Origin of the sequence: Streptomyces sp. LN549 (assembly GCF_043203805.1) — a bacterium.
Classification (GTDB): Bacteria; Actinomycetota; Actinomycetes; order Streptomycetales; family Streptomycetaceae; genus Streptomyces.
Window position 1 is genome coordinate 4,651,199 of sequence record NZ_JAZHRI010000002.1, and the last position, 12,668, is coordinate 4,663,866.

Sequence of the window (12,668 nt, forward strand, 5' to 3'; positions counted from 1 at the left end):
CCCCGTCGCATCGCGAGGCCGTGTTCACGCAGGCCGCGAGCGCAGTCCCTCCAGCAGGATGTCCAGCAGCCGGGCCGAAGCTGCCGCCTGCTGAGCCGCGTCGGGCAGCGAGGGAGCCGCCGTCGCGATGACCAGCAGCACGTCGGCCACCGTCACATCACGGCGCAGCTCACCGGACGCCCGCGCCCGGTCGACCAGCCGGCCCACGACCTCCAGCAGCTCGGCCGCCCCGGCGCCGAGGTCCTCGCTCCCGTCCTCCGGTACGGAACGGCGTTCGGCCACCCGCGCACCCGCCTGGGCCGGAGCCTGGCCGGCTTCCTGGCGCTGCTGGGGCACCCGGGGTTCGCCCCAGGCCTCACCCGTCGACGCTTCCGACGCCCGTACGGCACCCGCGTCGTCGACCACCGCCGAGTCGTCGGCCTCCACGCCGACCCGCAGTATCTGCGGAGGCAGCAGCCGACCGGCCCCCGAGGCGACCGAGGTCCGCAGGAAGCGCGACAGCGCCGACCACGGCTCCTCCTCCTGGCCCAGCGCGGACCGGGCCTGGTCGGTCAGCCGGGAGGTCTCCTCCTCGGCTATCCGGCGCACCAGCACGTCCTTGCTGGGGAAGCGCCGGTACACCGTGCCGACACCGACCCGGGCGCGACGTGCCACGTCCTCCATCGGAGCGCCGTACCCCAGCTCGCCGAACACCTCGCGAGCGGCCCTGAGCACGTGCTCCAGATTGCGCTGCGCGTCCACGCGCAGTGGCGCCGAGCGGTTGTGGGCGCCGACTCCGCCGGCCTGGTTGCCGAGCGCGGCTCCCAGCGTGCTCACGGCCGCCGACGGTGCGATGGTCCCGCTGGACCCGACACCGCTCACCGTTCCGACTGCCCCGATCCGTCCGTTTCCGTCGGACGTGACCGCAGCAGTCGGCCAATGCGATTCCTGAATATGCATAACTTTTCCCCCGGTTATGACGTCTCCCCCCGGAGACTCCCGCCGTGTCAGTCGAGGGTGGACCGATGGTCACCGTCCGACACCCCGACGACATACGAACATAGTTGAGCCAGGGTCAATTCAGAAGGGGGCGGCCAGCCGGGAGCGCCACCCGATGGGGGTACCGACCGGCCGGTCACCGATCCGCGCCCCATCCAACGGCCTTCCCGCAACCCCTGACCTGCGCGCTTCCGCATATACGGCACGCACGCCGGTTGCGGGCCCGCAGAGAACCTCCGGTCACACAATTTGCCGGGGCTGTGGACAAACTCCTGCGCACGTTGCGTCATGGGGTGGTGATGGCTTCAGATTCCGGGGGAACACCCCCCGGCCCCCCGCCGGGTGTGCGCATTCTCGTCGTCGGTGGGGGCTATGTCGGTATGTACACGGCGCTGCGTCTCCAACGGAAGCTGAAGCAGAGACTGAGAAGCGGTGAGGCGGAGATCGTCGTCGTCACCCCCGACCCTTATATGACCTATCAGCCGTTCCTCCCGGAAGCCGCCGCCGGTTCCATCTCACCGCGCCACGTCGTCGTGCCGCTGCGCCGCGTCCTGAAGCACTGCACCCTCGTCGTCGGGGAGGCCCAGCGCATCGATCACGCCAAGCGCACCGCCACCGTCACCACGCTCGCCACGGGCGAGGACGGCACCGGCGCCGTCGAGATCCCCTACGACGAGCTCGTCCTCGCCCCCGGATCCGTCTCGCGCACCCTCCCGGTCCCCGGCCTCGCCGACCACGGCGTCGGCTTCAAGACCATCGAGGAGGCCATCGGCCTGCGCAACCACGTGATCGAGCAGATGGACATCGCCTCCGCCACCCGCGACCCCGCCATCCGCGACGCCGCCCTCACTTTCGTCTTCGTCGGCGGCGGCTACGCGGGCGTGGAGGCGCTCGCCGAACTGGAGGACATGGCCCGCTACACCTCGCGGTACTACCACAACATCAAGGCCGAGGACCTGAAATGGATCCTGGTCGAGGCGACCGGCCGCATCCTGCCCGAGGTCGGGGAGTCGATGGGCCGGTACGCGGTCCGGGAACTGCGCGGCCGCAACATCGACGTACGCCTCGACACCCGGCTGGAGTCCTGCGAGGACCGGATCGCCGTGCTCAGCGACGGTTCCCGCTTCCCGACCCGCACGCTCGTGTGGACCGCCGGAGTCAAACCCGCCCCGGTGCTCGCCGCCACCGACCTGCCCCTCGACGAACGCGGCCGGCTCGTCTGCACCACCCGGCTCACCATCGACGGGACCGAGCACGCCTGGGCCGCCGGCGACGCCGCCGCCGTTCCCGACCTGACCGCTGGAGAACCGGGCACGCAGACCGCCCCCAACGCCCAGCACGCTGTCCGACAGGCCAAGGTCCTCGCTGACAACCTCGCCGCGGCGATCGAGGGCCGTCCGCTCAAGGAGTACCGGCACAGCTACGCGGGATCCGTCGCCTCGCTCGGCCTCCACAAGGGCGTCGCGCACGTGTACGGGCGCAAGCTCAAGGGGTATCCGGCCTGGCTGATGCACCGCGTGTACCACCTGAGCCGCGTCCCGACGTTCAACCGGAAGGCCAGGGTGCTGGCCGAATGGACCCTTGCCGGACTCTTCAAGCGCGAGATCGTCTCCCTGGGCTCGCTGGAACACCCCCGGGCGGAGTTCCGAATCGCCGCAGGCAAGCGCCCCGGGCCGGAAGACGACGACTGTCAGTAGGGTCCGACACACTGGACGTGTGACCATAGGTGGGCTCACATCTGCACAGAGTGACCCGGCCGGCAGCGACCGACAGTGACCATCGAACAGGACCGTCCCGGGGGCAACAGACCGCCACCACATACTTGTGACGCCCCGGCAGAGGAAGCAGCCCGCCCGAGCGGACCAGACCGACACACGAGGCCAGAAATTCCGTGAACTTCACGCGTTGGAGCGCCCGCCTACCCGGTACGCAGCGTCGAGCCGCCCGGGACGACCGCAGTCCCGTACCGGCGGCCCGTGCAGAGTACGCACAGGCCGACACCGGGTCGGGCCCTCCGGACAGCGATCCGGACGGCCCCGCCACCCGGTCCGCCGCGCCCGCCCTGGAGAACCTCTCCGCCCGCGACATCCTCGGCCAGCTGCCCGCCCTCGTCGCCCTGGTGCACGGACCCGACCACCGCATCGCGTACGTCAACGACGCCTACACGGCAGCGTTCGGCCCCCGCCCCTGCGGTGCCCCCGCAGCGGAAGCGATGCCCGAACTCACCGAGCTCAGCCTGCTGCCTCTGATGGACCAGGTCCTGCGCAGCGGCACGCCGCGCACGGTCAAGTCCCGCAAGGCCGGCAGCGGAAGCTCGTACACCGTCACCTGCACCCCCGTACGGCGCGACGAGGGCAAGGGGCACGAGAGCGGCGTCCTCGTGTACGCCGCCGATGTCACCGACCACGCCGAAGCGGCCGAGCGGCTGCGCACCAGCGAGAGCCGCCACCGCGAAACGGCCGTCACCCTTCAGCGCTCGCTGCTCCCGCAGGAGCTGGAGCAGCCCGACGACCTGCGGATCGCCGCCACGTACCAGCCGGGCGGCACGGACGCCGCGGTCGGCGGCGACTGGTACGACGTCATCACCCTCGGCGCGGGCCGCACCGCGCTGGTCATCGGGGACGTGATGGGCCGCGGGGTGCGCGCCGCCGCGGTGATGGGTCAGCTGCGCACGGCCGTGCGGGCCTACGCTCGCCTCGACCTCCCCCCGCACGAGGTGCTCCAGCTGCTCGACGGGCTCGCCGCCGAGATCGACGCCAGCCAGATCGCCACCTGCGCCTACGCCGTCCACGACCCCAACGAGGGCCTGCTCGTCTACTCCTCCGCGGGCCACCTCCCGATCCTGGTGCGCGACGAGGACGGCACGGTCCGCCGCGCCGAGGACCCGACCGGCCCCCCGCTCGGCACCGGCGGCTGGATCCACACCTCGGGCACGATCGCGCTGCCGCCCGGTTCCACCGCCGTCCTCTACACGGACGGTCTGGTCGAGCGACGCAGCGAGGACATCGACGAGGGCATGGCCGCGCTGGAGCGGGCGCTGTCCGGTGCGAAGGGGGCGCCACAGGTGGTCTGCGACCGCCTGATGCGTTCCCTCGACATCACCGCGGAACACGATGACGACGTGGCGGTGCTGGTCGTCCAGCACCCCGCCCGCACGGGCGCGAGGGCGGAGCTGTTCCACAACGCCGCGCTCGATCTGCTCGGCGGCATCGAGGCGGCCCCGCGCGCCCGCGCCTTCGCGACGGGCGTGCTGACGTCGTGGCGCTTCCCGACGGAGCTGTGCGACCTGGGCGTCCTCGCCGCAGGTGAGCTGGTGGCCAACTCCCTGCAGCACGGGACGCCGCCGATGCGGCTGGGCCTGCGGCGCACGGACCGCCGGCTGATCATCGAGGTGACCGACGGCGACGACCACCTGCCGCGCCGCCGCCGCGCCGAACCGGGGGACGAGGCGGGCCGGGGCATTTCCATCGTCGCGTCGATCGCCACGTCCTGGGGCAGCCGCCGCACACCCGGCGGCGGCAAGGCGGTCTGGTGCGAGTTCGCCCTGCCGCAGTAGGCGGACCGGAGCCGGCGGGCCCGGCCCGTCAGTGAACGGCGGCGACCGGCGCCGGCCCCTCGGCGGACGCGTTCTCCGGCAGCGACACGGCCACCACCCGTGACGGCGCGGCCGCGAGCGACGGCTGGTCCTGTACCGGGGTGAGCCGTCGGCCGAGCCGCAGCGCCAGCACCGTGATGCCCAACGAGAACAGTACGAAGGTCACGATGTATGGACCGTGCAGCGAGGCCCCCATCGGACCGCCCACAGCCGGCCCGACAGCCAGCGCCAGCTGCTTGCACAGCGCGAACGCCGAGTTGTACTGACCGACCATGGACTCCGGCGCCAGATCCGCGACCAGCGGCGCGACGGTCGGCGACAGCATCGACTCGCCGAGCCCGAACAGTGCGTACGTGGAGATCATCGCGGCGGTCGCCATGGTCTGGCTGCCGTGCCCGAGACCCGCGTAGCCCGCCACGATCCAGGCGACCGCCCAGATCAGGCCGACGGAGGCGATGACCCGGCTGCGCTTGCGGTGCTCCACCAGGCGCAGCACCACGAACTGGGCCACGACGATGACGGCGGTGTTGGCGGCCAGCGCGATCCCGAGCGTCGAGGGCTGGATCCCGGCGGCCTCGGTGCCGTACGCGGCAAGCCCGGACTCGAACTGTCCGTAGCAGGCGAAGAACAACACGAAGCCCAGCACGCACAGCTGCACCATGGCCCGGTGCGACAGCAGCACCCGCAGCCCGCCGCGCGGGGCGGAGCCGTCGGCCGCCGCTTCCTTCACGACGGCAGGGGTACGCGGCATCCGCACGGTCGCCGCGATGGCGCCGAGCACGAGGAACATCACCGCTTCGATCAGGAACAGCAGGGTGAAGGACGAGGCCCGGCTCGTGTCCACGATCAGTCCGCCGACCAGGCCACCGATGCCGAGCCCCAGGTTCTGCAGGAAGAACTGCATCGCGAAGGCACGGGTACGGGTGGTGGTGTCGGAACAGCGGACGAGCATCGTGGCGAGGGCCGGCTGCATGACGGCCGTGCCCGCACCGAGCACCGCCGCCGACAGGACGGAGGCGGTGACCTGCGAGGAGAAGCCCAGTGCGACAGCGCCCAGGGAGGCGACGACCGAGGCGACGACCAGCACGGGCAGCGGCCCGCGGCGATCGATGACCCGGCCGGTGAACGGAAGGACGGCGAGCGCTGCCATGGCGAAGACCGCCAGTACGACTCCCGCCGTACCGGCGCCCAGATCCCGTACCTGCGCCACGTAGACGTACAGATACGGAACGGTGAACCCCAGCCCGAACGCGCTCAGCGCGCTCCCCAGCTGGATCCGCCGCAGTGCTGCACCCATTTCCCTGGTCACACTCACCTACCTCAAGGTCTCGAAACCACATACCGAACGACTCGAACCCGAAGACTTTAGCACTAAAGTTAGAAGCTCAACAATACAAGTCGAAGGACTTCGACGGCTACGGAGGGCGTGCCATACTGCCCGCCATGTCTGACACCACCGAGCCCGTGCTCCAGGAGCCGAGCCTCGACGAGCAGATCGCCGCTTATCAGCGCGAGTTCCACGACCTGGACCCACAGGTCGAGCAGGTCGTCTCGGCCCTCGGCCGGCTGAACCGCCGGATGAACGTGGCATACGGACGACAGGTCGCCGCCCTCGGCATCAGCAACGCCGAGTGGGAGGTCCTCAAGACCCTCGTCCTGTCCGGCGCCCCCTACCGACTGGGTCCCGGGGAGCTCGCCAAGCGGCTCGGCCTCACCCCGGCCGCGATGACACACCGCATCGACCGCATGGCGGGTGAGGGCCTGGTGACCCGCGACCGCGACGAGAACAACCGGGTGCGGGTCATCGTCGAGCTGACGGACGAGGGCCGTACGAAGTGGCTCGAGGCGATGCGGATGGCCTCCGACTTCGAGGAGGACCTGCTCCAGGACCTCTCGGGCGACGAGCGGGGAGTCCTCGGCGAGATGCTGATCCGCCTCCTGCGCCGCGTCGAGCACGCCCAGCCGGACGCCGGAGGCCGCCTCAGCGACCTGGGCTGAGACCGCCCGGCGAGGACCCTGCCCGGGGTGGCCAGGGAGGGGTTGACATGGTCCGCCGGGATCCGTAAGGTTCTTCGAGTTGTCACCGAGCCGGAACGGTTCTTCGACAACCGATCCGCCGCGAATGCGGCAACCAACTCTCAGTACGATCTCCCACTCGGGATCAATTTCGGCATGCCGGAATTCATTGCGAAGACTCGATTATGAGTCGCCGGGAAAATTCGCTAGAGTTTGGACGTCGGAACGGCCCAACAGCCGGGAAGGCAAACCCCACTGACTGGGAATCAGGCCCGAAAGAGTCTGATAGAGTCGGAAACGCAAGACCGAAGGGAAGCGCCCGGAGGAAAGCCCGAGAGGGTGAGTACAAAGGAAGCGTCCGTTCCTTGAGAACTCAACAGCGTGCCAAAAGTCAACGCCAGATATGTTGATACCCCGACCTGTTTCGGCAGGTTCGAGGTTCCTTTGAAAAGTCCTAACAGGTCTCTGGCCTGGTAGGCAATGCACACAGCGAGGATTCAGTGGACGATCGGTCATATTCCGACCTGGTCGTTCCGCTCTCGTGGTGTCTACCCGATTACGGGAAAACATTCACGGAGAGTTTGATCCTGGCTCAGGACGAACGCTGGCGGCGTGCTTAACACATGCAAGTCGAACGATGAAGCCCTTCGGGGTGGATTAGTGGCGAACGGGTGAGTAACACGTGGGCAATCTGCCCTTCACTCTGGGACAAGCCCTGGAAACGGGGTCTAATACCGGATAACACTTTCCCTCTCATGGGGGAAGGTTAAAAGCTCCGGCGGTGAAGGATGAGCCCGCGGCCTATCAGCTAGTTGGTGGGGTAATGGCCTACCAAGGCGACGACGGGTAGCCGGCCTGAGAGGGCGACCGGCCACACTGGGACTGAGACACGGCCCAGACTCCTACGGGAGGCAGCAGTGGGGAATATTGCACAATGGGCGAAAGCCTGATGCAGCGACGCCGCGTGAGGGATGACGGCCTTCGGGTTGTAAACCTCTTTCAGCAGGGAAGAAGCGAAAGTGACGGTACCTGCAGAAGAAGCGCCGGCTAACTACGTGCCAGCAGCCGCGGTAATACGTAGGGCGCAAGCGTTGTCCGGAATTATTGGGCGTAAAGAGCTCGTAGGCGGCTTGTTGCGTCGGTTGTGAAAGCCCGGGGCTTAACCCCGGGTCTGCAGTCGATACGGGCAGGCTAGAGTGTGGTAGGGGAGATCGGAATTCCTGGTGTAGCGGTGAAATGCGCAGATATCAGGAGGAACACCGGTGGCGAAGGCGGATCTCTGGGCCATTACTGACGCTGAGGAGCGAAAGCGTGGGGAGCGAACAGGATTAGATACCCTGGTAGTCCACGCCGTAAACGTTGGGAACTAGGTGTTGGCGACATTCCACGTCGTCGGTGCCGCAGCTAACGCATTAAGTTCCCCGCCTGGGGAGTACGGCCGCAAGGCTAAAACTCAAAGGAATTGACGGGGGCCCGCACAAGCAGCGGAGCATGTGGCTTAATTCGACGCAACGCGAAGAACCTTACCAAGGCTTGACATATACCGGAAAGCATCAGAGATGGTGCCCCCCTTGTGGTCGGTATACAGGTGGTGCATGGCTGTCGTCAGCTCGTGTCGTGAGATGTTGGGTTAAGTCCCGCAACGAGCGCAACCCTTGTTCTGTGTTGCCAGCATGCCCTTCGGGGTGATGGGGACTCACAGGAGACTGCCGGGGTCAACTCGGAGGAAGGTGGGGACGACGTCAAGTCATCATGCCCCTTATGTCTTGGGCTGCACACGTGCTACAATGGCCGGTACAATGAGCTGCGATGCCGCGAGGCGGAGCGAATCTCAAAAAGCCGGTCTCAGTTCGGATTGGGGTCTGCAACTCGACCCCATGAAGTCGGAGTTGCTAGTAATCGCAGATCAGCATTGCTGCGGTGAATACGTTCCCGGGCCTTGTACACACCGCCCGTCACGTCACGAAAGTCGGTAACACCCGAAGCCGGTGGCCCAACCCCTTGTGGGAGGGAGCTGTCGAAGGTGGGACTGGCGATTGGGACGAAGTCGTAACAAGGTAGCCGTACCGGAAGGTGCGGCTGGATCACCTCCTTTCTAAGGAGCATCTAGATTCCGCAAGGAATCCAGAGCCACTACGCCGGCAAATGTTCGGCGGTGGTCAGCTCATGGGTGGAACGTTGACTATTCGGCACGACAGGTTGTTTTCACTAGTACTGCTTCGGCGTGGAACGTGAGGGTGATCGGTCGGGTCGGGCACGCTGTTGGGTATCTGAAGGTACGGCCGTAAAGGTCGTCCTTCGGTTGCCGGCCCCAGTGAACTCGCCTGTAAGGGTGGGGTGATGGGTGGCTGGTCGTTGTTTGAGAACTGCACAGTGGACGCGAGCATCTGTGGCCAAGTTTTTAAGGGCGCACGGTGGATGCCTTGGCACCAGGAACCGATGAAGGACGTGGGAGGCCACGATAGGCCCCGGGGAGCTGTCAACCAAGCTTTGATCCGGGGGTGTCCGAATGGGGAAACCCGGCAGTCGTCATGGGCTGTCACCCACTGCTGAACACATAGGCAGTGTGGAGGGAACGAGGGGAAGTGAAACATCTCAGTACCCTCAGGAAGAGAAAACAACCGTGATTCCGGGAGTAGTGGCGAGCGAAACTGGATCAGGCCAAACCGTATGCGTGTGATACCCGGCAGGGGTTGCGCATGCGGGGTTGTGGGATCTCTTTTTCACGGTCTGCCGGCTGTGAGACGAGTCAGAAACCGTTGATGTAGGCGAAGGACATGCGAAAGGTCCGGCGTAGAGGGTAAGACCCCCGTAGCTGAAACATCAACGGCTCGTTTAAGAGACACCCAAGTAGCACGGGGCCCGAGAAATCCCGTGTGAATCTGGCGGGACCACCCGTTAAGCCTAAATATTCCCTGGTGACCGATAGCGGATAGTACCGTGAGGGAATGGTGAAAAGTACCGCGGGAGCGGAGTGAAATAGTACCTGAAACCGTGTGCCTACAAGCCGTGGGAGCGTCGCTGTATGTGCTTGCACATGCAGTCGTGACTGCGTGCCTTTTGAAGAATGAGCCTGCGAGTTTGCGGTGTGTTGCGAGGTTAACCCGTGTGGGGAAGCCGTAGCGAAAGCGAGTCCGAATAGGGCGATTTAGTAGCGCGCTCAAGACCCGAAGCGGAGTGATCTAGCCATGGGCAGGTTGAAGCGGAGGTAAGACTTCGTGGAGGACCGAACCCACCAGGGTTGAAAACCTGGGGGATGACCTGTGGTTAGGGGTGAAAGGCCAATCAAACTCCGTGATAGCTGGTTCTCCCCGAAATGCATTTAGGTGCAGCGTCGTGTGTTTCTTGCCGGAGGTAGAGCACTGGATAGGCGATGGGCCCTACCGGGTTACTGACCTTAGCCAAACTCCGAATGCCGGTAAGTGAGAGCACGGCAGTGAGACTGTGGGGGATAAGCTCCATGGTCGAGAGGGAAACAGCCCAGAGCATCGACTAAGGCCCCTAAGCGTACGCTAAGTGGGAAAGGATGTGGAGTCGCAGAGACAACCAGGAGGTTGGCTTAGAAGCAGCCACCCTTGAAAGAGTGCGTAATAGCTCACTGGTCAAGTGATTCCGCGCCGACAATGTAGCGGGGCTCAAGCGTACCGCCGAAGTCGTGTCATTCCAGCACATACCCCCAACGGGGGCTGGGATGGGTAGGGGAGCGTCGTGTGCCGGGTGAAGCAGCCGCGGAAGCGAGTTGTGGACGGTTCACGAGTGAGAATGCAGGCATGAGTAGCGATACACACGTGAGAAACGTGTGCGCCGATTGACTAAGGGTTCCTGGGTCAAGCTGATCTGCCCAGGGTAAGTCGGGACCTAAGGCGAGGCCGACAGGCGTAGTCGATGGACAACCGGTTGATATTCCGGTACCCGCTTTGAAACGCCCAATACTGAATCAGGCGATGCTAAGTCCGTGAAGCCGGCCCGATCTCTTCGGAGTTGAGGGTAGTGGTGGAGCCGACGAACCAGACTTGTACTAGGTAAGCGATGGGGTGACGCAGGAAGGTAGTCCAGCCCGGGCGGTGGTAGTCCCGGGGTAAGGGTGTAGGCCGTGTGGTAGGTAAATCCGTCACACATTAAGGCTGAGACCTGATGCCGAGCCGATTGTGGTGAAGTGGATGATCCTATGCTGTCGAGAAAAGCCTCTAGCGAGTTTCATGGCGGCCCGTACCCTAAACCGACTCAGGTGGTCAGGTAGAGAATACCGAGGCGTTCGGGTGAACTATGGTTAAGGAACTCGGCAAAATGCCCCCGTAACTTCGGGAGAAAGGGGGCCATCACTGGTGATCCGATTTACTCGGTGAGCTGGGGGTGGCCGCAGAGACCAGCGAGAAGCGACTGTTTACTAAAAACACAGGTCCGTGCGAAGCCGTAAGGCGATGTATACGGACTGACGCCTGCCCGGTGCTGGAACGTTAAGGGGACCGGTTAGCTGACTTTCGGGTCGGCGAAGCTGAGAACTTAAGCGCCAGTAAACGGCGGTGGTAACTATAACCATCCTAAGGTAGCGAAATTCCTTGTCGGGTAAGTTCCGACCTGCACGAATGGCGTAACGACTTCTCGACTGTCTCAACCATAGGCCCGGTGAAATTGCACTACGAGTAAAGATGCTCGTTTCGCGCAGCAGGACGGAAAGACCCCGGGACCTTTACTATAGTTTGATATTGGTGTTCGGTTCGGCTTGTGTAGGATAGGTGGGAGACTTTGAAGCGGCCACGCCAGTGGTTGTGGAGTCGTCGTTGAAATACCACTCTGGTCGTGCTGGATGTCTAACCTGGGTCCGTGATCCGGATCAGGGACAGTGTCTGATGGGTAGTTTAACTGGGGCGGTTGCCTCCTAAAGAGTAACGGAGGCGCCCAAAGGTTCCCTCAGCCTGGTTGGCAATCAGGTGTTGAGTGTAAGTGCACAAGGGAGCTTGACTGTGAGACCGACGGGTCGAGCAGGGACGAAAGTCGGGACTAGTGATCCGGCAGTGGCTTGTGGAAGCGCTGTCGCTCAACGGATAAAAGGTACCCCGGGGATAACAGGCTGATCTTCCCCAAGAGTCCATATCGACGGGATGGTTTGGCACCTCGATGTCGGCTCGTCGCATCCTGGGGCTGGAGTCGGTCCCAAGGGTTGGGCTGTTCGCCCATTAAAGCGGTACGCGAGCTGGGTTTAGAACGTCGTGAGACAGTTCGGTCCCTATCCGCTGTGCGCGTAGGAATATTGAGAAGGGCTGTCCCTAGTACGAGAGGACCGGGACGGACGAACCTCTGGTGTGCCAGTTGTCCTGCCAAGGGCATGGCTGGTTGGCTACGTTCGGAAAGGATAACCGCTGAAAGCATCTAAGCGGGAAGCCTGCTTCGAGATGAGTATTCCCACCCTCTTGAAGGGTTAAGGCTCCCAGTAGACGACTGGGTTGATAGGCCAGATGTGGAAGCCCGGTAACGGGTGGAGCTGACTGGTACTAATAGGCCGAGGGCTTGTCCTCAGTTGCTCGCGTCCACTGTGTTAGTTCTGAAATAACGAACGGCCGTGTTTTGTTCCGGTGTTGGTTAATTTCATAGTGTTTCGGTGGTCATTGCGTTAGGGAAACGCCCGGTTACATTCCGAACCCGGAAGCTAAGCCTTTCAGCGCCGATGGTACTGCAGGGGGGACCCTGTGGGAGAGTAGGACGCCGCCGAACTCCTTTTATGAAAAGCCCCGTGCCCTTGTGGCACGGGGCTTTTCTGCGTTCCCGACCAGAATAGACGGCTGGTCGGACTCCTACGGGTCGCCCAGAACGAGTACGGCGGGCTCTCGTCGCTCGCGCCCGGCCAGATCGACCGCCTCGCGGCGGCAGCCACCACCGCGGCCGTGCGAGGGACAGTTTCTGACGCACTGACGGGTGTCCCTGCTCCACTCGTGATGTACCCGGGCGAGCAGGGACACCCGGAACGACACCCGACGCGTTCGTGGCGTTCGCCGCCAGGACGTCCCGGTGACGGGCGTTGGTATTGCGCCGGCGCAGATACGCGTGCAGGGCCCGAGTCTGGACGCACGCCCGACAGACG

General features: G+C 64.7%; 5 protein-coding genes, 3 rRNA genes and 1 pseudogene. 6 read left to right on the forward strand and 3 right to left on the reverse strand.

The window, feature by feature from the left end; genetic code table 11:
- Positions 1 to 24: 24 nt before the first annotated feature.
- The gene (locus SH922_RS20945) at positions 25 to 939 is read right to left on the reverse strand and encodes a TetR/AcrR family transcriptional regulator (RefSeq protein ID WP_393059428.1); all 915 of its coding nucleotides are present in this window, start codon (positions 937 to 939) and stop codon (positions 25 to 27) included.
- Positions 940 to 1,358: 419 nt separating this feature from the next.
- Between SH922_RS20945 and SH922_RS20950 the strand changes: the two genes are divergently transcribed.
- Together SH922_RS20950 and SH922_RS20955 are read left to right on the forward strand one after the other, a co-directional pair.
- Entirely contained in the window at positions 1,359 to 2,675 is a 1,317-nt protein-coding gene (locus tag SH922_RS20950) for an NAD(P)/FAD-dependent oxidoreductase (RefSeq protein ID WP_393063643.1), read from the forward strand.
- 194 nt (positions 2,676 to 2,869) lie between these two features.
- Positions 2,870 to 4,534 (forward strand): SpoIIE family protein phosphatase, encoded by a 1,665-nt coding sequence (locus tag SH922_RS20955; protein WP_393059429.1) that lies wholly within the window; start codon positions 2,870 to 2,872, stop codon positions 4,532 to 4,534.
- A gap of 28 nt (positions 4,535 to 4,562) precedes the next feature.
- Here SH922_RS20955 and SH922_RS20960 read toward each other — a convergent pair whose 3' ends face one another.
- On the reverse strand, positions 4,563 to 5,870 hold the full coding sequence (locus tag SH922_RS20960) for an MFS transporter (RefSeq protein ID WP_393063644.1): 1,308 nt from the start codon (positions 5,868 to 5,870) through the stop codon (positions 4,563 to 4,565).
- Between the two features lie 146 nt (positions 5,871 to 6,016).
- Here SH922_RS20960 and SH922_RS20965 point away from each other — a divergent pair, with 146 nt between their 5' ends.
- The 4 genes from SH922_RS20965 (at position 6,017) to rrf (ending at position 12,301) form a co-directional block, all read left to right on the forward strand.
- Positions 6,017 to 6,571, forward strand: coding sequence for a MarR family winged helix-turn-helix transcriptional regulator (locus tag SH922_RS20965; protein WP_393059430.1), 555 nt, complete (start codon positions 6,017 to 6,019; stop codon positions 6,569 to 6,571).
- 587 nt (positions 6,572 to 7,158) lie between these two features.
- A 16S ribosomal RNA gene (locus tag SH922_RS20970) occupies positions 7,159 to 8,684 on the forward strand.
- A gap of 296 nt (positions 8,685 to 8,980) precedes the next feature.
- A 23S ribosomal RNA gene (locus tag SH922_RS20975) occupies positions 8,981 to 12,105 on the forward strand.
- Between the two features lie 79 nt (positions 12,106 to 12,184).
- Positions 12,185 to 12,301: ribosomal RNA gene (gene rrf / locus SH922_RS20980) — 5S ribosomal RNA — on the forward strand.
- Together the 16S, 23S and 5S rRNA genes form the textbook arrangement of a ribosomal RNA operon.
- 276 nt (positions 12,302 to 12,577) lie before the next feature.
- Here rrf and SH922_RS20985 read toward each other — a convergent pair.
- A pseudogene (locus SH922_RS20985) lies at positions 12,578 to 12,652 on the reverse strand (integrase); the annotation flags it as partial.
- Positions 12,653 to 12,668 lie beyond the last annotated feature (16 nt).

Bases quoted from the DNA above. Each gene is read 5' to 3' on its own strand.
- SH922_RS20965 (WP_393059430.1), top strand. From the start codon at position 6,017: ATGTCTGACACCACCGAGCCCGTGCTCCAGGAGCCGAGCCTCGACGAG.
- SH922_RS20960 (WP_393063644.1), bottom strand. From the start codon at position 5,870: ATGGGTGCAGCACTGCGGCGGATCCAGCTGGGGAGCGCGCTGAGCGCG.
- SH922_RS20945 (WP_393059428.1), bottom strand. From the start codon at position 939: ATGCATATTCAGGAATCGCATTGGCCGACTGCTGCGGTCACGTCCGAC.
- SH922_RS20950 (WP_393063643.1), top strand. From the start codon at position 1,359: ATGTACACGGCGCTGCGTCTCCAACGGAAGCTGAAGCAGAGACTGAGA.